The 16,469-nt window shown below is 62.3% G+C and carries 25 protein-coding genes; 13 read left to right on the forward strand and 12 right to left on the reverse strand.

Annotated elements, in window-relative coordinates; translation table 11 throughout:
* Positions 1 to 2 precede the first annotated feature (2 nt).
* Positions 3 to 191, forward strand: a complete 189-nt coding sequence (locus ABVN19_RS07555; protein ID WP_028942028.1) for a hypothetical protein — start codon at positions 3 to 5, stop codon at positions 189 to 191.
* A gap of 4 nt (positions 192 to 195) precedes the next feature.
* On the opposite strand, the gene ABVN19_RS07560 is transcribed toward ABVN19_RS07555, so the two are convergent.
* From ABVN19_RS07560 to ABVN19_RS07570, 3 genes are all read right to left on the reverse strand, one after another.
* The gene (locus ABVN19_RS07560; protein WP_028942029.1) at positions 196 to 1,242 is read right to left on the reverse strand and encodes a class I SAM-dependent methyltransferase; all 1,047 of its coding nucleotides are present in this window, start codon (positions 1,240 to 1,242) and stop codon (positions 196 to 198) included.
* 95 nt (positions 1,243 to 1,337) lie between these two features.
* Positions 1,338 to 1,934: a DUF4157 domain-containing protein gene (locus tag ABVN19_RS07565; protein ID WP_105642682.1), complete on the reverse strand. Its 597-nt coding sequence runs from the start codon at positions 1,932 to 1,934 to the stop codon at positions 1,338 to 1,340.
* Entirely contained in the window at positions 1,921 to 2,475 is a 555-nt protein-coding gene (locus ABVN19_RS07570) for a TetR/AcrR family transcriptional regulator (protein WP_028942031.1), read from the reverse strand. Before ABVN19_RS07570 ends, ABVN19_RS07565 begins: the two co-directional genes overlap by 14 nt.
* Before the next feature lie 90 nt (positions 2,476 to 2,565).
* Here ABVN19_RS07570 and ABVN19_RS07575 point away from each other — a divergent pair, with 90 nt between their 5' ends.
* From ABVN19_RS07575 to ABVN19_RS07590, 4 genes are all read left to right on the forward strand, one after another.
* A complete protein-coding gene (locus ABVN19_RS07575; protein ID WP_105642683.1) occupies positions 2,566 to 3,297 on the forward strand; it encodes an SDR family oxidoreductase in 732 nt (243 codons plus the stop codon).
* 30 nt (positions 3,298 to 3,327) lie between these two features.
* A complete protein-coding gene (locus ABVN19_RS07580) occupies positions 3,328 to 3,918 on the forward strand; it encodes a 2-hydroxychromene-2-carboxylate isomerase (RefSeq protein ID WP_028942033.1) in 591 nt (196 codons plus the stop codon).
* 106 nt (positions 3,919 to 4,024) lie between these two features.
* Complete coding sequence (locus tag ABVN19_RS07585) at positions 4,025 to 4,645, forward strand: LysE family translocator (RefSeq protein ID WP_028942034.1); 621 nt, start codon at positions 4,025 to 4,027, stop codon at positions 4,643 to 4,645.
* A gap of 17 nt (positions 4,646 to 4,662) precedes the next feature.
* Positions 4,663 to 5,532: an alpha/beta hydrolase gene (locus tag ABVN19_RS07590; protein ID WP_105642684.1), complete on the forward strand. Its 870-nt coding sequence runs from the start codon at positions 4,663 to 4,665 to the stop codon at positions 5,530 to 5,532.
* A 162-nt stretch (positions 5,533 to 5,694) separates the two neighbouring features.
* Here ABVN19_RS07590 and ABVN19_RS07595 read toward each other — a convergent pair whose 3' ends face one another.
* On the reverse strand, positions 5,695 to 6,603 hold the full coding sequence (locus tag ABVN19_RS07595; RefSeq protein ID WP_028942036.1) for a LysR family transcriptional regulator: 909 nt from the start codon (positions 6,601 to 6,603) through the stop codon (positions 5,695 to 5,697).
* Between the two features lie 96 nt (positions 6,604 to 6,699).
* Between ABVN19_RS07595 and ABVN19_RS07600 the strand changes: the two genes are divergently transcribed.
* The 3 genes from ABVN19_RS07600 to ycaC all read left to right on the forward strand — a co-directional run bounded on the left by ABVN19_RS07600 (position 6,700) and on the right by ycaC (position 9,046).
* Complete coding sequence (locus ABVN19_RS07600) at positions 6,700 to 7,590, forward strand: pirin family protein (RefSeq protein ID WP_028942037.1); 891 nt, start codon at positions 6,700 to 6,702, stop codon at positions 7,588 to 7,590.
* An 87-nt stretch (positions 7,591 to 7,677) separates the two neighbouring features.
* Positions 7,678 to 8,364: a hydrolase gene (locus ABVN19_RS07605; RefSeq protein ID WP_028942038.1), complete on the forward strand. Its 687-nt coding sequence runs from the start codon at positions 7,678 to 7,680 to the stop codon at positions 8,362 to 8,364.
* Positions 8,365 to 8,419: 55 nt separating this feature from the next.
* On the forward strand, positions 8,420 to 9,046 hold the full coding sequence (gene ycaC / locus ABVN19_RS07610) for an isochorismate family cysteine hydrolase YcaC (RefSeq protein WP_028942039.1): 627 nt from the start codon (positions 8,420 to 8,422) through the stop codon (positions 9,044 to 9,046).
* A 6-nt stretch (positions 9,047 to 9,052) separates the two neighbouring features.
* On the opposite strand, the gene ABVN19_RS07615 is transcribed toward ycaC, so the two are convergent.
* Positions 9,053 to 9,469, reverse strand: a complete 417-nt coding sequence (locus ABVN19_RS07615; protein WP_028942040.1) for a low affinity iron permease family protein — start codon at positions 9,467 to 9,469, stop codon at positions 9,053 to 9,055.
* A gap of 102 nt (positions 9,470 to 9,571) precedes the next feature.
* Between ABVN19_RS07615 and ABVN19_RS07620 the strand changes: the two genes are divergently transcribed.
* Positions 9,572 to 10,495: an AlkA N-terminal domain-containing protein gene (locus ABVN19_RS07620; RefSeq protein ID WP_084167915.1), complete on the forward strand. Its 924-nt coding sequence runs from the start codon at positions 9,572 to 9,574 to the stop codon at positions 10,493 to 10,495.
* Here ABVN19_RS07620 and ABVN19_RS07625 read toward each other — a convergent pair.
* The 3 genes from ABVN19_RS07625 to ABVN19_RS07635 form a co-directional block, all read right to left on the reverse strand.
* Entirely contained in the window at positions 10,492 to 10,719 is a 228-nt protein-coding gene (locus ABVN19_RS07625; RefSeq protein WP_028942042.1) for a DUF6555 family protein, read from the reverse strand. The genes ABVN19_RS07620 and ABVN19_RS07625 overlap by 4 nt on opposite strands.
* Positions 10,720 to 10,811: 92 nt before the next feature.
* Positions 10,812 to 11,372 (reverse strand): ATP-dependent Clp protease proteolytic subunit, encoded by a 561-nt coding sequence (locus tag ABVN19_RS07630; protein ID WP_028942043.1) that lies wholly within the window; start codon positions 11,370 to 11,372, stop codon positions 10,812 to 10,814.
* Between the two features lie 49 nt (positions 11,373 to 11,421).
* Positions 11,422 to 11,613 (reverse strand): KGG domain-containing protein, encoded by a 192-nt coding sequence (locus ABVN19_RS07635; RefSeq protein WP_028942044.1) that lies wholly within the window; start codon positions 11,611 to 11,613, stop codon positions 11,422 to 11,424.
* A gap of 308 nt (positions 11,614 to 11,921) precedes the next feature.
* Between ABVN19_RS07635 and ABVN19_RS07640 the strand changes: the two genes are divergently transcribed.
* Positions 11,922 to 12,182, forward strand: coding sequence for a DUF1652 domain-containing protein (locus ABVN19_RS07640; RefSeq protein ID WP_028942045.1), 261 nt, complete (start codon positions 11,922 to 11,924; stop codon positions 12,180 to 12,182).
* 22 nt (positions 12,183 to 12,204) lie between these two features.
* Here the strand turns inward: ABVN19_RS07640 and ABVN19_RS07645 are convergent, their stop codons facing one another.
* Positions 12,205 to 12,819 carry a Yip1 family protein gene (locus ABVN19_RS07645; RefSeq protein ID WP_028942046.1) on the reverse strand — a complete coding sequence of 205 codons (615 nt, stop codon included), beginning with the start codon at positions 12,817 to 12,819 and terminating at the stop codon, positions 12,205 to 12,207.
* Positions 12,820 to 12,965: 146 nt separating this feature from the next.
* Here ABVN19_RS07645 and ABVN19_RS07650 point away from each other — a divergent pair, with 146 nt between their 5' ends.
* Entirely contained in the window at positions 12,966 to 13,136 is a 171-nt protein-coding gene (locus ABVN19_RS07650) for a metallothionein (RefSeq protein WP_028942047.1), read from the forward strand.
* A gap of 85 nt (positions 13,137 to 13,221) precedes the next feature.
* Here ABVN19_RS07650 and ABVN19_RS07655 read toward each other — a convergent pair whose 3' ends face one another.
* Positions 13,222 to 13,509: a hypothetical protein gene (locus tag ABVN19_RS07655; protein ID WP_028942048.1), complete on the reverse strand. Its 288-nt coding sequence runs from the start codon at positions 13,507 to 13,509 to the stop codon at positions 13,222 to 13,224.
* A gap of 14 nt (positions 13,510 to 13,523) precedes the next feature.
* Positions 13,524 to 14,027 carry a DUF4142 domain-containing protein gene (locus ABVN19_RS07660; RefSeq protein ID WP_028942049.1) on the reverse strand — a complete coding sequence of 168 codons (504 nt, stop codon included), beginning with the start codon at positions 14,025 to 14,027 and terminating at the stop codon, positions 13,524 to 13,526.
* Positions 14,028 to 14,221: 194 nt separating this feature from the next.
* Here ABVN19_RS07660 and ABVN19_RS07665 point away from each other — a divergent pair, with 194 nt between their 5' ends.
* Both ABVN19_RS07665 and ABVN19_RS07670 read left to right on the forward strand, forming a co-directional pair.
* Positions 14,222 to 15,130 (forward strand): SDR family oxidoreductase, encoded by a 909-nt coding sequence (locus ABVN19_RS07665; protein WP_105642686.1) that lies wholly within the window; start codon positions 14,222 to 14,224, stop codon positions 15,128 to 15,130.
* Positions 15,131 to 15,202: 72 nt separating this feature from the next.
* Positions 15,203 to 16,069 carry a Ku protein gene (locus ABVN19_RS07670; protein ID WP_028942051.1) on the forward strand — a complete coding sequence of 289 codons (867 nt, stop codon included), beginning with the start codon at positions 15,203 to 15,205 and terminating at the stop codon, positions 16,067 to 16,069.
* A 3-nt stretch (positions 16,070 to 16,072) separates the two neighbouring features.
* Here the strand turns inward: ABVN19_RS07670 and ABVN19_RS07675 are convergent, their stop codons facing one another.
* Positions 16,073 to 16,468: a hypothetical protein gene (locus ABVN19_RS07675; RefSeq protein WP_028942052.1), complete on the reverse strand. Its 396-nt coding sequence runs from the start codon at positions 16,466 to 16,468 to the stop codon at positions 16,073 to 16,075.
* Position 16,469: the final 1 nt, after the last annotated feature.

Below are 16,469 nucleotides of genomic sequence, written 5' to 3' on the forward strand. Positions count from 1 at the left end.
CTATGGAGCCGATCAGTCGAGAACCCTGGTGGCGCGAGCCACCCAAGCCCGGCCAACGCGAGCAGGACCTGCACTGGGGCTACCTGGAAATCTACAAGGACGGCCACGCCGTGTTCGTCGACCAGCGCCCCAGTGACAGGGAGCTGGCCGAGCGCAAGAGTTGTCGCAATTTCCCCGAAGCCGAGGACTGACGCGTTATTTGCGCGCCTCGAGGATCAGGTTGAAGGGGGTTTCTGTCGCCCGCCTGAAATGGCTGAAGCCCGCTTCCTGAAACACCGCCCGCAACCGCGCTTCCCCTGCCTGGGCGCCCAGCCCCAGCCCCACCTCCTGGGACAGTGAATTGGGGGTGCAGATGAAGGTCGACGCTGCGTAGAACAACCTGCCCACCGGGGTGCTGTTCTCATCGAGGCTGTCATTGGCAAAGGGTTCGACCAGCATCACCGTACCAGCGGGCTTGAGCGCCTCGAAGGCACGGCGCGCAGCACCCACCGGGTCGCCCATGTCATGCAGACAGTCGAAATAGCAGATCAGGTCGTAGTCATCGCCGGGAAAGTCCTTGGCACTGGCCTGGAAGAACTGCGCGCGTGCGGCCACCCCGCCTTCGGCGGCACGCTGGTTGGCCACCGTGATCGACGGGGCGTGGTAGTCGAACCCCAGAAACTGCGACGCCGGGAAGGCCTGGGCCATGATCACTGTCGAGGCACCGTGGCCGCAGCCAATGTCGGCGACCTTGGCGCCGGCCTGGAGTCTGTCGACCACACCTGTCAGGGTCGGCAACCATTCAGCCACCAGGTGCGCACGGTAGCCGGGGCGAAAGAACCGCTCGGTGCCGCTGAACATGCACGGGTGGTGATCGCCCCACGGCAGGGCGCCATCGCCGCGCATGGCGGCTACCAGTTTGTCCTTGTCGTGGTAGAGGGCAGCAATGACCGATGCGCCGCCGGCGACATACACCGGCGAATCTTCGATGGCCAGGGCCATGGCCTGCTCTTCGGGCAGGCGAAAGCGGCCATCGCGGTGTTCCATGTAACCCGACGCCGCCTGGGCGCTCAGCCATTCGCGCAGCAGCCGGGCATTGCAGCCGGTCTTTTTCGCGAGTTCGTCGGGGGTGATGAATTGACTGTCGGCCATGGCCCGGTACAGGCCCAGTTCATCGCCGAGGATCAGGTTGGCCAGCAGGGCGGCGGCGCCCATGTCGTTGACCAGCTTACCCATGAAGTCATTGAGCTTGGCTTCGTCCATTGCGTGTTCTCCTGTAAGAAGTCCAACGTCAACGGGGTCGTCGCAGCTATCGGCAACCTCGGGCGATTTCCCGTAGTGGGAATTTTAAGTGTAGTTCAGCGCGCCTGCCCGGAAGCGCGCTCGCGCAGGGCCTTGCTGACCTTGGCCTGGATCTCGTAGGCCGGTGCTTCCACCGCGTCGAAGTCGCGGCTGTAGCGCCGAGCGAACTCCTCCACACCCCATTGCTGGTACTGCTGCACATGCTGCAGTTCGTGGGCCCAGAGCGCGGCGTTGTCCTCGGCATCGGCCTGGTTGCGAAAGACGATGATGTCGATCAGGGTCACGGCGTTGACGTCCGGGTTCTGCAGCAGGGCGTTGGCGCTGTCCAGGGCCTGCTGGTCGCCGACCTTGTAGCGCGCGGCGTCGAGCACCTGAAAGTCGTAATAGGGTTCGAGTTGGGCGCGAATGTGCAAGGGGATCGGCAGTACCTCGCCAACCGCAGCCGTGTTGCGCGCCTGTTGCAAGGCAAGGGCCAGAGAGCTGCTGGCCATGCGTCCGAGGTCATCGAGCACGGTGCCGGCCTGGCCCGGATCGAACGGCGAGCAGATGCACGTGCCCAGGCAGATTTCATACTGCCCGGCGGGGCAGGCGGCCAGGGCATTCAGGGGCAAGAGCAGGGCGAGACCAAGCCAATAAGCTTCACGGGTGATCATGCAGGGCTCCGGCCAGGAATTCACGAGAGGCCTTGAGCACTTCCTGCTGGCTGCTTTCGCAGGCCAGCATGCGCGCAATCACCAGAGCGCCCACGCATTGGCTGAGCAGCGCCCAGGCCAGGGCCGGGTCCTGGAGGGTATCGGCCCAGGCGTGTTGCAGGGCACTCAACCAGTGCTCGGCTTCTTCACGCACGGGCAACGGCGCCTGGGCGATTTCGGCGCCCAGGGCCGGGATGGCACAACCGCCTTCTCGGTTGTGCACATGGGCGAGGGTCAAGTACTGGTCCAGGCAACGCTCGAGTCGCTCGCGGTTCATCGGTTGCTGGGCCATCGGGCTGTGGGACAGTTCGCGGCGTACCACTTCGGTGAACAGGTCGTCTTTCGAGGCAAAGTGGTTGTAGAACGCGCCGCCGGTCAGGCCGATGGCTTTCATCAAACCGGCAACGCCGGTGGCGTTGAAGCCCCCGCGCTTGGCCAGGGCGCCGCTGCTTTCCAGCAGTTTTTGCCGGGTTTGTTCTTTGTGGGTAGTGGAGTAGCGCACGCTGGCGGGTCCCGTTTTGCACCTTGACGAAGCCAGGATCATAGCATAGCGTTCGTTAACTAAATGATCGTTTACTAATGGAGGCGATGGATGACCCAGGGCAAGAAAGTGGTGCTGGTGGTAGGCGCCGGAGATGCGACCGGCGGGGCGATTGCCAAGCGTTTTGCCCGTGAGGGTTATGTCGCCTGTGTCACCCGGCGCAGCGTCGACAAGCTGCAGCCGCTGGTGGACGAGATCCGCGCCTTCGGTGGCGAGGCCTATGGCTTTGGCTCCGATGCGCGCAAGGAAGATGAGGTGACTGCACTGGTGGAGCAGATCGAGGGCAGCATCGGCCCGATCGAAGCCTTTGTGTTCAATATCGGCGCCAACGTGCCGTGCAGCATTCTTGAGGAAACGGCACGCAAGTACTTCAAGATCTGGGAAATGGCCTGTTTCGCGGGCTTTTTGACCAGTCAGGCGGTGGCACGACGCATGGCCACCCGCGAGCGCGGCACGATCCTGTTCACCGGCGCTACCGCTGGCTTGCGCGGCGCCGCCGGCTTTGCCGCCTTTGCTGGCGCCAAGCACGGTATCCGGGCCCTGGCCCAGAGCATGGCGCGCGAACTTGGCCCCCGTAATATTCATGTCGCCCACGTGGTGGTAGACGGTGCCATTGATACCGCGTTCATCCGCGACACCTTTCCAGAGCGTTACGCACTCAAGGACCAGGACGGTATCCTCGACCCTGCTCACATCGCCGACAGCTACTGGTACCTGCACAGCCAACCGCGTGATGCCTGGACCTTCGAGCTCGACTTGCGGCCCTGGATGGAGCGCTGGTAAGTCCCATACAACAAAAAAGGAAGCTGTGCCATGAGCAAGACCGTTGAGTATTTCTTTGACCTGGGCAGCCCTGCCAGTTATCTGGCCTGGACCCAACTGCCGAGCCTCTGTGCCCGTCACGGGGCGCAACTGGTGTACCGGCCGATGCTGTTGGGCGGGGTGTTCCAGGCCACCGGCAATGCGTCACCGGCGATGGTGCCGGCCAAGGCCCGCCATGTGTTCGTCGACATGCAACGCTTTGCCCAGCGCTATGGCGTGACCCTGGCGTTCCCGCCGGGGTTTCCGATCAATACCCTCAACCTGATGCGCGGCGCGGTGGCCGTGCAACTGCACCAGCCGCAGCGTTTCGAGGCCTATGTCACGGCCATGTTCCAGGCCCTGTGGGTGCAGCAGCGCAACCTGGCTGACCCGGCGATAGTGGCAGCGGTACTGCAGGAGGCGGGTTTCGATGCGGAGCAGTTCCTGGCCTGGACGGCCGATGCCGAGGTCAAGACAGCCCTGAAGGAAGCTACGGAAGAGGCCGTGCGCCGCGGCGTTTTCGGTGCGCCCAGCTGCTTTGTCGGCGAGCAGATGTTCTTCGGCCAGGACCGCCTGGACTTCATCGCCGAGGCGTTGGCGTAAACAGGACAGTCAAGTGTAGCGGCGATATTTTTGCCAACTGTATGGTGGGGGCAGGGCAGTGCTCCGTTAGTGTCAATACAGCCCTGACCCCCTTGGAACGCCCGCCATGCTCAGCTCACTCGACCTGATAACTGCCTTCGTGCTGTTCGCCTTCGTGTCCTCGATCACCCCGGGGCCCAACAACACCATGCTGTTGGCCTCGGGGGTGAACTTCGGTGTACGCCGCTCGATTCCCCACGCCCTGGGCATCAGCGTGGGTTTCATGGTCATGGTACTGGCGGTGGGCTTTGGCCTGGGCGAGGTGTTCAAAGCCTACCCGCCGATCTACACCGTATTGCGCTACGTGGGCGCGGCCTACCTGCTGTACCTGGCGTGGAAGATTGCCACCTCCGGGCCGTTGTCGGTCAGTGATCGCCAAAGCCGCAAGCCGTTGGGCTTCTGGGGCGCGGCGGGATTCCAGTGGGTCAACCCCAAGGCCTGGGTGATGGCGGTGGGGGCGATCACCACCTACACGCCGGCCCAGGGCTACGTGACCAATGTGATCGTCATCGCCACTGTATTTGCCTTGGTCAACCTGCCCAGCGTCTGTGTGTGGGTGATGTTCGGCAGTGCCTTGCGCAGCGTTTTGCAGAAACCGCGCTGGTTGATGCTGTTCAATGTCCTGATGGCCGCGTTGCTGGTGATATCCCTGTACCCGCTGCTCTTTGTAGAATCGAGCTTTTCCTGACAAGAGCAAGCGGGCACATGCAGTTGATTCCCTGGTCCCATGACACGAGTGCCGGCTTTACCTTGCGTGGCTGGCGCTCACCCGCCAGCGGTAAACCCCTGCTGCACTTTCTACACGGCAACGGCTTTTGCAGCCTGGTGTACCAGCCCTTGCTGGCGCGCCTTGCCGAGCATTTCGACCTCTGGTTGTGTGATGTGCAAGGCCATGGCGACAGCGATCATGGCGGCCCCTTCGCGGGCTGGAACCGTACTGCCGAGCTTGCCATCGAGGCCTTCGAAGCCGGGCGCGGCGAGTATGGCGAGGTTGCACGTCATGCTGTCGGCCACAGCTTTGGCGGGGTGCTCACGGGCCTGATCCTGGCGCAGCGACCACAGTTGTTCCAGCGTGCGGTGCTGCTCGACCCGGTGTTGTTCAGTCGCCGGATGATGGGCCTGATGGGCGCTGCCCGGCTGGTGGGTTTGCACCAGCGTCATGCGCTGGCGCGCAAGGCGGCCACTCGGCGCAGCCATTGGCCGGATCGATCCGCCGCGCGGACATCGCTGGAGGGCAGGGGGATTTTCAAGGGCTGGAGCGAACCTGCACTGCAGTCCTACATCGAACACGCCATTGGCGATTGTGGCGAGGGCGTGGTGCTCAAGTGCCGGCCAAGTCGCGAGGTGGAAATCTTCAGTTCGTTTCCGCGGCGGATGTGGGCGTCGCTGACGCAGGTGCAGACGCCGTGCCTGGTGATCTATGGCGAGGATACCTATCCGTTTGTGCCGCAATCAGTGCAGCATTGGGTGCAGGGCAACCATCATGTGGCGGCTTTGCAGGTGGCCGGCGGGCATTGTTTCATGCAGGAGGATCCTGCTGCCTGCAGTGAGCGTGTACAGGCGTTCCTGCTGTAGGAGTGGGGCGACGTCTGGACTTGCCCCGCGCGCGTATCCATTTTTAGTGGTGATGCTGTTAGCCGTGCGCGGCGCTTGTGGGATTTGACCATCGCGGGGCAAGCCCGCTCCTGCAGCGGTGGGAGCGGGCTTGCCCCGCGATGCGAGGCGACAGTCCCACCGTCAGGCGATGTCGCTGGCTTCAAACTCCGCGGCCAGAAAGTCCAGCAAGCTGCGCACCGAAGGCAGCAATCCCCGCCGCGATGCAAACACGGCATGCACCACGCCACATTCCGGCGCCCAGTTCGGCGTTGCACGAACCAGGCGACCCGCATCGATGTCCTCGCGTACCACCACCAACGGCAGGTGTACCACGCCCACGCCGGCCACCGCCGCCTGGCGCAATACCACCAGGTCATCGGTAACCAGCCGCGGGGTGTGGCGAATACTCGCACTGGCACCGTCCGGGCCTTGGAGGTTCCAGTGGTAATCACGCTGCGGATTGCCCCAGTGCAGGCTGGGGAGGGCGCTCAGGTCCGCCGGTACTGGGCGCTCCGGCAGGCTCTGCATCAGCTCGGGCGCGGCAACCAGGTGCTGCGTGCTGCGCGCCAGTACCTTCATCACCAGGTCGCTGCTTTCCAGCGGTGGCACGCGCACGCGCAAGGCAATGTCGATGCCTTCCTGGATCAGGTCGACATGGCGGTTGGTGCTTTCGATGTGCAATTGCACCAGCGGGCACTGGACCATGAAGCGGGTCAGCATCGCCCCCACCCAGAAATCCAGCAAGGCCGTCGGGCAACTCAGGCGTACCACGCCCTGGGGCTCGGCACGGTTGCGCTCGATCAGTTCGGCCGCGCCCTCGGCCTCTACCAGCATGGCTACGCAATGGCGGTAATAGGCCTGGCCGATTTCGGTGACCGAAAAGTGCCGGGTCGAGCGCTGGATCAGGCGTACCCCCAGGCGTTCTTCCAGGCCGGCGATGCGTCGACTGAGTTTTGATTTGGGCATGTCCAGGGCGCGGCCAGCGGGGGCAAAGCCGCCGTGATCGACCACCTGGGCAAAGTAGTAAAGGTCGTTGAGGTCTTCCACCAGTGTTCTCCATATGGAACGCTGAGGGCAGTTTAACTGATCTACCGCAGATGTCGTTGCGCTCGTAAGGTATATCCATACACGAGAGGAGGCATTCTCATGAAAAAGATCCAAGGCGTTTACAGCAGCCCCAATCCACATTGGGTCGGTGATGGCTTTCCAGTACGTAGCTTGTTCACCTACGACAACCTGGCCCAGCACATCAGCCCGTTCCTGTTGCTGGACTACGCAGGCCCCCACGATTTCACCCCGACCACAGCCCGTCGTGGCGTTGGCCAGCATCCCCACCGCGGTTTCGAGACGGTGACTATCGTCTACCAGGGCGAGTTGGAGCACCGCGACTCCACCGGTGCCGGCGGCCAGATCGGCCCGGGCGATGTGCAGTGGATGACCGCCGCCAACGGCATTCTGCACGAAGAGTTCCATTCGCCAGCGTTCGCAAAGTCGGGTGGCACCCTGGAGATGGTCCAACTGTGGGTCAACCTGCCTGCCAAGGACAAATCGGCCCCGGCCGGTTACCAGACCTTGCTGGCCAGTGACATCCCTACCGTGCCCCTGGGTGCCGGCAGCGGCAGCCTGCGGGTGATTGCCGGTGAGTACCGCGGCCATAAGGGCCCGGCACACACCTTCACGCCGATGGATGTCTGGGACCTGCAACTCAAGCCCGGTGCGCCGGTGCGCTTGCCCAGCGCAGCAGGACGCAGCACGGCACTGGTGGTGCTGCGCGGCAAGGTGCTGGTGAACGGCGAGCGTGCAGTAGGCCCGGCGCAGTTGGTGCTGTTCGACCGTGCCGGAGACGAGCTGTTGCTCGAAGCGCAAACCGAGGCCCTGGTGCTGCTGCTCAGCGGCGAGCCGCTGGACGAGCCGATCGTGGGTTACGGCCCGTTCGTGATGAACACTGACGCTGAAATTGCCGAGGCGTTCGAGGATTTTCGTGCCGGGCGTTTTGGACAGATGAACGGCCCGAGCGGACCGCGACACGACAGCTAGTCTCATAAACCCGAAGGCCGTCCGTCAGGGCGGCCTTGACCCGGATGGCAGGCACAACCTGCACTCCACCCCCAAGGAGAATGTGTCATGAGTACATTTGCCAACGTTGCCAATTTCAATGGCCAGGTCCCGCGTATCGACCCTGATAACGCTGCAATGCTGCTGATCGATCACCAGAGCGGTCTGTTCCAGACGGTCAAGGACATGCCCATGACCGAACTGCGGGCCAATGCCATCACCCTGGCCAAGATCGCCAGCCTGGCCAAGATCCCGGTGATCACCACCGCCTCTGTTCCCCAAGGCCCCAACGGCCCGCTGATTCCGGAAATCCACGAAGCCGCGCCCCACGCTAAATACGTCGCACGCAAAGGTGAAATCAACGCCTGGGACAATCCCGAGTTCGTCGCCGCCGTTGAAGCCACCGGTAAAAAGCAGCTGATCATCGCCGGCACTATCACCAGCGTGTGCATGGCCTTCCCGAGCATCAGCGCCGTCAATGCCGGCTACCAGGTGTTTGCCGTGATCGATGCCAGCGGCACCTATTCGAAGATGGCCCAGGAAGTGACCCTGGCCCGTGTGATGCAGGCCGGTGTGGTACCGATGGACACCGCTGCCGTCTGCTCGGAAGTACAGCGCACCTGGAACCGTGCGGATGCCCAGCAGTGGGCCGAGGCCTACAGCGCGGTGTTCCCGCACTACCAGTTGCTGATCGAGAGTTACCTCAAGGCGCAACAGGTCGCCACAGAAAACGAACAACTGGATTCGTCCCGCTGATCCCTCATGTCGGATGCCCACATGGCATCGACATCCCAACGCAAGGAGTTAGACCATGAGCAAACCCTACGTCCGTCTGGACAAGAACAACGCCGCGGTCCTGCTGGTCGACCACCAGACTGGCCTGCTGTCGCTGGTGCGTGATATCGATCCGGACAAGTTCAAGAACAACGTACTGGCCGTCGGTGACCTGGCCAAGTATTTCAACCTGCCGACCATCCTCACCACCAGCTTTGAAACCGGCCCCAACGGCCCGCTGGTACCCGAGCTCAAAGAGCAATTCCCGGACGCGCCGTACATTGCCCGTCCTGGCCAGATCAATGCCTGGGACAACGAAGACTTCGTCAAGGCGGTCAAGGCCACGGGCAAGAAGCAACTGATCATCGCTGGCGTGGTGACTGAAGTCTGCGTGGCGTTCCCGGCACTGTCGGCCCTGGCCGAAGGCTTTGAAGTGTTCGTGGTGACCGACGCCTCGGGGACCTTCAACGCGCTGACCCGTGATTCGGCCTGGGACCGCATGTCACAAGCCGGTGCCCAGTTGATGACCTGGTTTGGCCTGGCGTGCGAACTGCACCGCGACTGGCGCAACGACATCGAGGGCCTGGGTACGCTGTTCTCCAACCACATCCCGGACTACCGCAACCTGATCACCAGTTACAACACCCTCACCAACGGTAAGTAATACCGGTCACCGCTCTGCATCCGGACGCTCACGGCGTCCGGATGCAGTGTCTGGTTCAGGCTCCAGGGCTTCAACGTCGTTGGCGCCGATCTCCTTGTATTCCTGCAACAGGCTCTTGAGCTGCCGGGCGTCCAGGTCGTCCAGGTTGAGCATGGCCTTGTGCGCAGCCTTAGTGGCGCGCAGCAATTCGTCGATCTTCAGGTGCAGCACATCGTTGTCGCGGTTCTGGGTGTTCTGGATCAGGAACACCATCAGGAACGTGATGATGGTGGTCGAGGTATTGATGATCAGTTGCCAGGTATCGTTGTAGTCGAACCAGGGTCCGGTGGCTGCCCAGATGACGATCAGCACCAACGCCAGAACGAAGGTGTGCGAGCTGCCGGTGCGCCGTGACATGGCCTGGGCGAAGCGTTCGAATTTCATGGTTGCGATTCCACGGGGCAGGTATGGAATAGACCCCGGTACTTGTCTGAAATTCTTTGTAACATCACTGTCGGTATCCAACATGTTCAACAGGCCCTGCCGATGACCCAGACCACTGCGCTTCATGCCTATCGCTGCAAGGTAAGCGGCCAACCGGTGCTGACGGTGTGGCTCAAGTACCGCGCGCCGTATCATTGGCCGTCGATGCTGGGGTTTCTGGCGGCGCGCTCGATCGTCGGGATAGAGGTCACGCAGGCAGGCGTCTACCGGCGTACGGTAAGGCTCGGTACCCGCCAGGGCATGGTCGAGTGCCGGCCAGCCAGGGGGCGGTGCCTGGCCTTGAGCGTGTACGGGCTTCCCCGACAGGTCTTGCCGGGGTTGATCGCCCGGGTGCGGCGGGTATTCGATCTGGATGCCGATCCCGGTCTGATCGAACGACAACTGGCTCAGGACCCGCTCATGGCGCAACTGATTGCCGCGCGACCGGGGCTGCGCGTCCCCCGGGGCTGGGATGCATTCGAGCAAGTCATGCGCACGGTGCTGGGCCAGCAGATCAGCGTGGCGGGGGCCATGACCCTGGCGGGCCGGTTGGTGGTTCGCCATGGTCAGCCATTGCTCGCACCGCTTGCCATCGAGCCGCGTCTGACCCATGTATTCCCGGTAGCGCAAGCCATCGCTGATGGCGACCTCAGCGGTCTGGGCATGCCCGGTTCACGGGCCGCGACCTTGTCTGGCATGGCGCTGGCGATGCTCGCCGATCCTCGCTTGCTGCGGGCCGATGGCGACCTGCAGACGTGGGTCCAGCGCCTGTGCCGGCAGCGTGGGATCGGCCCATGGAGCGCGCAGTACCTGGCCTTGCGCCAACTGGGGGCGGCCGATGCCTTCCCGCTGGGCGATGTGGCGCTGGTCAAGGCCCTGCGTATGCTGGAAGGTGCCGCAGTGCCACTGGCCGAACGCGCGCCGGCTTGGCGCCCGTGGCGGGCTTATGCGGCCCAGCATTTGTGGGCGTCGCTGGCCGGCGCTTAACCGGTCTGGCGCCAGGTCACTGCGGTGATGCCATAACGCTCGGCCAGGGGCTTGCTGACTTTTTTCACCTGCTCCCGACCATAACGGCCAATCCTGCCAACACCCGCGTCGCAACTGGCCCAATGCCAGGCTTCGGCGTTGTCCATCCTCTCTGCACGGATGATGAAAGACTTGGGGGAGCCGTGCAGTTGGTAGTCGATCACGAAGAGTTTTGCGTCGTTCATGGGCCTTTGACGATCCTTTCAGTGCAGTCGCTGGAAAAATCCTTCTACTGCAATGACTGAGTCCCGGTGCGGCAAAAAAATTCAATCGGATTTCAGTCTTCGCCGCTGATCGTCAGGTGCCGTGCATCCTTGTCGAACACAACCTGTTCCAGGCGATGGGCGATGCCGCAGGCAAGGGAGTCATAGGCGGGGATGACTTTCTCTTCGGCCGACAGGCACTGGAAGATATCCAGCTTGCGCTCGGCCTGCAGCGTCTCCAGCTCGAAGATACGGACGTAGCGTTCCAGGTCGTTGTTCAGGCTCGACAGGTACTCCCGCAGGCGCGAGTGGTCTACCGCGCTCTGGCTGAAGTGCCACGTCATGGGGTGGATCAGAAAGCGCGAGTGCGGTGCGGCAATGCGTACACCGGCGGCCAGGTACATGATGATGCCCATCGATTCGATGTTGCCGGCATTTACCGCGCACACCGGCACGGGTAGCGACTTGATGAAGCTGTAGATGGAGAAACCGAAGTTGGTGCTGCCTCCGGTGGTCGACAGGTACAGCAACAGCTGGCCGGCCCCCTCGTCGATGGCTTGCAGGCACCGGTCGCGAAAGCGCTCGGTGGTGCGCTGGTCGATCTGGCAGTGAAAATGAATCACCTGCTGACTCATCGGCGCGCCTCGAGACCGACGCACCGAAGGTGCGCCGGTCGTTCGTCCATCAGCTACGGCCGCCGCCACTTGGCTTGCGGTCTGTCTTGTTACCCATGCCGGGCTTGTTGCCCATTTCCGGTTTACGGGTCTGGCCACCCGCGTTGCCACCGGAAGCCTGGCCGCCTTTTTTACCGGCGTCGGAGGCTTTCTGGCGGTCGTTGGCGAAGTTCCCGGGGTTGGAAGTGTCTTTGTTAGCCATGATGTGCTTCCTCACTGTGCTATGGAAGTGCAAGGCAGTGTTGCCTTGTACAGGTTGGGCGATCGCGGAAGCTGCAAAGTTTGAAATTTATCTGTCGTGAGATGACGAACGGCGCAGGTCTTCCGTTCATCGCGCAGTTGGGTTGGTGCACTGAACTTCACTCAAGCTGCAGTCTTCTTCTTAGATAGACCCCATGTAATTGCCCGGGTACATGAGGCAAGCGGCGCACCATCGTCAATATCAATTGGCCTTGGCCAGCCTGGCGGTGGTAACTGAGAAGTCGGGCTTTCCGACACGAGGATCGCACCATGTCACTGATCGGTGTTTCTACCCTTGAACTGCGCCAGCTCATCGAGCAGGCGTTTCTGCCCGAGTGCTGTGAAGTCACTTGCACCGATGGTGTCTGGCTGACGATACGGCTGGGGCAGGGCGACGACCTGATCGTCACCGAAACACGCCTGGACAGCCTGACCACCTGCCACGACGTGTCCAACCTGGTGGCCCAGGTGCGTGAGGAACAGCGTCTCGGGTGCAGTCACGCCGGCCTCAAGCCCAGGGCGATTGCCTGAGCCCGAGGCCCATGCGGCCGGTTCAGCCCAAGGCTGCCGGGCGCATGTATTCCGGCCCCAGCACGTCGAACCAGAACAGGATCATCGACACCAGGATGGTCACCAGCACCAGCAAGCCTACCGCCCAGACGCTGGTCGAATACAACAGGCCCTGTTCCTTGCGCAGGCGCAAAAAGGTGGGCAGGCCGATGAACAGCAGAAAGGTGGCATAGGCCGAGGCTGCCAGCAGGGCGATCAGCGCCAGCCAACGGCCTGGATACAGCCCGGCAATACCTGCCACAAAGTACGGTGTGGCGCCGTATGCGGCGAATCCGATGCACTGTTCAAGGCTTGGGCGGGTATCGAAGGTGCGCGACATCCAGCGAATGAATCCCCCCATGACGGCAACCCCTAACAGCATGGTCAGGTACAGGAGAATGCCCAGCTCCGCGGCGCTGCCCACGCTCAGGCGCACTCGCTCGGTACCGGCCAGGCTCCAGCCGAAACGGGTGGTGCCGATGAACAGGCACAAGGCGGGAATCAGGGCAAACACCAACAGGTGGGGCAGGTAGTGGCGCGGGTGTTGTTCTTCCTCGTGGCGGATGTCGATCCAGGCGTCGCCTGGGTGGGTGAAGAGCTTGAGCAGGTGGGTAGTCATGGTGACCTCCAGACTGAACAGAAGGCGGAATTGCCGCTCCCTGTTCTATTGAGGCGGGCGGGGTGCCGGGGGTTCATCTTTTTTGAACCATCGAAGGGTGCGTTCAGTCGTAATCAGTGACGACCACAACCTCAGGAGTCAACGACATGAACGAGCAAACCTGTGCCTGCCCCGGCTGCAATTGCAAAGTGGGCGCCAATGCGGTGATGCGTGAAGGCAAGGCGTATTGCTGCCAGGCCTGTGCCGACCATCATCCATCCGGCAAACCGTGTACGGCCAGTGGCTGTGGCTGTGCCTCTGGCAAGGCTGCTGGATAATTGGCGACTGCTACGCAGTCGATCGCAGCCTCGTCCTTCGGCAGCGGCTACTGATTGCCCGCCGAACGGATGACGCTGCCGGCGGTTACTGCAATTCCAGCTGCAATTGCAGCCCGCCATCGTCACACTGCCTGTGGTAATGCACGATGCCCCGATAGATCCGGCCCTCCCAGGTAAATGCCACACTGTGGGAGCGCTCAAGCTTGTCCGGTACCGGCGCACGCACCTGCATCTGCAATCCCGGCAAGCCATTGAGGTTCAACGGCGCCAGCTGCACCTCGCATTCCGCACTGCGGGCCACCGGGCCAAACAAGGTATCCTGGACAAAGTCGATCTGCAGGCAGGTCGCACAGGCGCGGTTTGCCATTCTCATGCCTGGGCCCTCCTTCATTCAGCCGCGCGGTATTCGTTTTCCAGTTTCTTGGCCTCCTGCAGGTGATGCTGCAAGGTCGGCAAGGCATTGGTCGCAAAGTTGCGCAGGTCTGCCGGGGCCGAGGTTGACTGGCGCTGCTCGTCAAACAGGCGGATCGCCTGTTCATGGGCATCGACCTGATGGCTGGCATAGGCGGCATCGAACGAAGCACCGTCTTGCACCTGCAACATCATTTTACGAGCCTTGTCGGCCAGGGCGGCATCGTTTGGCGCCGGGAGGTCATGCTTTTTTGCCAGTTCAAGCAACTGCTGATTACTTTGGGTGTGATCCTTGATCATCAGGCGGGCAAACGCCTTGATGTCTGCAGCGTCGGATTTTTCCAGGGCCAGTTGGCTGGTCTGGATTTCGGCCATGCCGGCGCTCATGGCCTCGTCGATGAAGGTGTTGTCACCGGCCTGTGCCTGCAAGGCCAGCAGGGCAAACAGGCCCAGCGCAAATCGGGAAGGAAGGCGATTCATGGGCATAACTCCTGTGAGGCGGCGATCCACTGTTCTATCTACGAGACGTCAGCAGGCCTGGAGTTCAGCTTTTTTACCCAGCGGACCGCTGGTCGGCGCGGCAGCATTTCGATTCAAACCTTGGCCATGCCATTCCTTCCAAGTAGAAACGGGCGCTGCTTTGCTGGCGCTGAATCCGCTACCGGGAGGCCACCATGTCCAGCGACAAACCGCGCAATCAGTACCAGATGCAAAACCCCCTGACCCAATACCCGCATCCCCCGTTCCCGGCCCAGTCCCAGCCGGCACCGGGACTGGACCTGAACATGCGTCCCAAACCCGACCACGGCGAAACCACTTATCAGGGCTTTGGCCGCCTCAGGGGCCGCAAGGCGTTGATCACAGGCGCCGATTCGGGCATCGGCCGCGCCGTGGCCATTGCCTTTGCCCGTGAAGGGGCCGACATCGTGCTCAACTACCTGCCCATTGAGCAGCCCGATGCCCGCGAGGTGATCAAGCTGATCGAGGCCGAAGGACGCCGCGCCATTGCCTTGCCGGGGGATATCAAAAGCGAAGCGTTCTGCCGCGAGCTGATCGACCAGGCCCATGAACAACTGGGTGGGCTCGACATCCTGGTCAACGTCGCCGGCAAGCAGGTGGCACGCAAGCAGGTGGGGCAGATCAGCAGCGAGCAGTTCGACGCCACGATGAAAACCAACATCTATGCGATGTTCTGGCTGTGCCAGGCCGCCGTACCACTGATGCCGGCAGGGGCGACCATTATCAACACCGCTTCCATCCAGTCCTACGACCCTTCGGCGACGTTGCTCGACTACGCCACCACCAAGGCGGCGATCGTGGCCTTTACCAAATCCTTGGCCAAACAAGTGATCGAACGCGGTATTCGAGTCAATGCCGTGGCCCCCGGGCCGATCTGGACCGTGCTGCAACCCAGCGGCGGGCAGCCGGATGAGAAGATCCCTGACTTCGGCGGCCACACGCCCATGAAGCGTCCCGGCCAGCCGGCCGAATGCGCGCCTGTGTATGTACTGCTGGCGAGCCAGGAGTCGAGCTATATCACCGGGGAAGTGTTCGGTGTCACCGGCGGCAATCCGACGCCGTGAGTCGGCGGGATCAAACCTTCGCGGCCGGCGGTAGTCGCATGCACTAACAGCGGTCCTCAAAGGAGTCCGGTCATGGCCAGAGCCATCTGGAAAGGTGCCATCAGCTTCGGCCTGGTGCATATCCCGGTTTCGCTCAATTCAGCAGTGAAGAGCGACCGGGTCGACTTTGACTGGCTCGATGGGCGCAGCATGGAGCCGGTGGGCTACAAGCGGGTGAACAAGGTCACGGGCAAGGAAATCAGCCGTGAACATATCGTCAAGGGTGTGCAGTACGAGAAGGGTCGCTATGTGGTCATCAGCGAGGAGGAAATCCACAAGGCCCGTCCCGAGGCGACCCAGACCATCGACATTTTCGCCTTCGTCGACAGCAGCGAGATACCGCTGCAGCAGTTCGAGACGCCTTATTACCTGAGCCCCGACAAGCGCGGTGGCAAAGTCTACGCCTTGCTGCGCGAGGCATTGGAAAGCACCGGCAAGGTGGCTCTGGCCAAAGTCGTGCTGCACACCCAGCAACACCTGGCGCTGCTGCGGCCGCTCGAAGACGCGCTGGTGATGATCACCCTGCGCTGGCCCGAGGAAGTACGCAGCCTGGATGCCCTGGAGCTGGACAAAAATGTGCGTGAGGCCAGCCTCGACAAGCGCGAGCTGGAGATGGCCAAGCGGCTGATCGACGACATGAGCGGGCAGTGGACGCCCGATGAGTACCGCAACGACTTCAAGGACACCATCATGGACCTTGTCGAGGAGAAAGCCAGCCAGGGCAAGATCAGCACGGTCGAGCCGCTGGAGGGCGAAGGCGAGCAGAAGAGCGCCGACATCATCGACCTCACCGAACTGCTCAAGCGCAGCCTGGGCGGGCGCAAGGCGCCAGCGAAGAAGGCGACGGCGACCGAGAAGAAAGCACCTGCCACCCCCCGCAAGACGCGCAAGAAAGCCTGAGCCTCAGGGGCAGGGCGTTTCATGCAGGCGCAGCCAGCGTAGGCTGCCATTCTTCAGTTGCTCGAACACCGCCGTCGAGCGCCGTACGCTGTGCAGCACCCGGGCATCGTGCTGGTGCTCGCGGTAATGCACCACCGTCAGGCCATCGGCTTGTGCAATCAGTTGCAATTCGTCGATACCGATCTCAAGGCCAGGGCGCTTGCCGTAGGCTTGGGTGAACAACGCGTGCAGTCCCGCATGGTCCAATTGCAGCCCGGACAACCCGATCATTGAAAACGACGGGCTGAAGTGCGCCATCAGTGCGGGCAATTGATCGCTCTGGGCCGCGCCGGCCAACCATTGCTGGATCAGCACATGGAGGTCGATGACGGCGGCAAAACACACAGGGTCAGTAGGCATG

The sequence above is a fragment of the Pseudomonas vranovensis genome (assembly GCF_040438935.1).
Lineage (GTDB): Bacteria > Pseudomonadota > Gammaproteobacteria > Pseudomonadales > Pseudomonadaceae > Aquipseudomonas > Aquipseudomonas vranovensis.

What these genes read in the sequence shown, in the direction of transcription:
- ABVN19_RS07605 (WP_028942038.1), top strand. Translation starts at nt 7,678, where the DNA reads ATGAGTACATTTGCCAACGTTGCCAATTTCAATGGCCAGGTCCCGCGT.
- ABVN19_RS07645 (WP_028942046.1), bottom strand. Translation starts at nt 12,819, where the DNA reads ATGACTACCCACCTGCTCAAGCTCTTCACCCACCCAGGCGACGCCTGG.
- ABVN19_RS07635 (WP_028942044.1), bottom strand. Translation starts at nt 11,613, where the DNA reads ATGGCTAACAAAGACACTTCCAACCCCGGGAACTTCGCCAACGACCGC.
- ABVN19_RS07580 (WP_028942033.1), top strand. Translation starts at nt 3,328, where the DNA reads ATGAGCAAGACCGTTGAGTATTTCTTTGACCTGGGCAGCCCTGCCAGT.
- ycaC (WP_028942039.1), top strand. Translation starts at nt 8,420, where the DNA reads ATGAGCAAACCCTACGTCCGTCTGGACAAGAACAACGCCGCGGTCCTG.
- ABVN19_RS07615 (WP_028942040.1), bottom strand. Translation starts at nt 9,469, where the DNA reads ATGAAATTCGAACGCTTCGCCCAGGCCATGTCACGGCGCACCGGCAGC.
- ABVN19_RS07675 (WP_028942052.1), bottom strand. Translation starts at nt 16,468, where the DNA reads ATGCCTACTGACCCTGTGTGTTTTGCCGCCGTCATCGACCTCCATGTG.
- ABVN19_RS07565 (WP_105642682.1), bottom strand. Translation starts at nt 1,934, where the DNA reads ATGATCACCCGTGAAGCTTATTGGCTTGGTCTCGCCCTGCTCTTGCCC.
- ABVN19_RS07660 (WP_028942049.1), bottom strand. Translation starts at nt 14,027, where the DNA reads ATGAATCGCCTTCCTTCCCGATTTGCGCTGGGCCTGTTTGCCCTGCTG.
- ABVN19_RS07585 (WP_028942034.1), top strand. Translation starts at nt 4,025, where the DNA reads ATGCTCAGCTCACTCGACCTGATAACTGCCTTCGTGCTGTTCGCCTTC.
- ABVN19_RS07665 (WP_105642686.1), top strand. Translation starts at nt 14,222, where the DNA reads ATGTCCAGCGACAAACCGCGCAATCAGTACCAGATGCAAAACCCCCTG.
- ABVN19_RS07590 (WP_105642684.1), top strand. Translation starts at nt 4,663, where the DNA reads ATGCAGTTGATTCCCTGGTCCCATGACACGAGTGCCGGCTTTACCTTG.
- ABVN19_RS07575 (WP_105642683.1), top strand. Translation starts at nt 2,566, where the DNA reads ATGACCCAGGGCAAGAAAGTGGTGCTGGTGGTAGGCGCCGGAGATGCG.
- ABVN19_RS07555 (WP_028942028.1), top strand. Translation starts at nt 3, where the DNA reads ATGGAGCCGATCAGTCGAGAACCCTGGTGGCGCGAGCCACCCAAGCCC.
- ABVN19_RS07560 (WP_028942029.1), bottom strand. Translation starts at nt 1,242, where the DNA reads ATGGACGAAGCCAAGCTCAATGACTTCATGGGTAAGCTGGTCAACGAC.
- ABVN19_RS07625 (WP_028942042.1), bottom strand. Translation starts at nt 10,719, where the DNA reads ATGAACGACGCAAAACTCTTCGTGATCGACTACCAACTGCACGGCTCC.
- ABVN19_RS07600 (WP_028942037.1), top strand. Translation starts at nt 6,700, where the DNA reads ATGAAAAAGATCCAAGGCGTTTACAGCAGCCCCAATCCACATTGGGTC.
- ABVN19_RS07670 (WP_028942051.1), top strand. Translation starts at nt 15,203, where the DNA reads ATGGCCAGAGCCATCTGGAAAGGTGCCATCAGCTTCGGCCTGGTGCAT.
- ABVN19_RS07620 (WP_084167915.1), top strand. Translation starts at nt 9,572, where the DNA reads ATGACCCAGACCACTGCGCTTCATGCCTATCGCTGCAAGGTAAGCGGC.
- ABVN19_RS07650 (WP_028942047.1), top strand. Translation starts at nt 12,966, where the DNA reads ATGAACGAGCAAACCTGTGCCTGCCCCGGCTGCAATTGCAAAGTGGGC.
- ABVN19_RS07655 (WP_028942048.1), bottom strand. Translation starts at nt 13,509, where the DNA reads ATGAGAATGGCAAACCGCGCCTGTGCGACCTGCCTGCAGATCGACTTT.
- ABVN19_RS07630 (WP_028942043.1), bottom strand. Translation starts at nt 11,372, where the DNA reads ATGAGTCAGCAGGTGATTCATTTTCACTGCCAGATCGACCAGCGCACC.
- ABVN19_RS07640 (WP_028942045.1), top strand. Translation starts at nt 11,922, where the DNA reads ATGTCACTGATCGGTGTTTCTACCCTTGAACTGCGCCAGCTCATCGAG.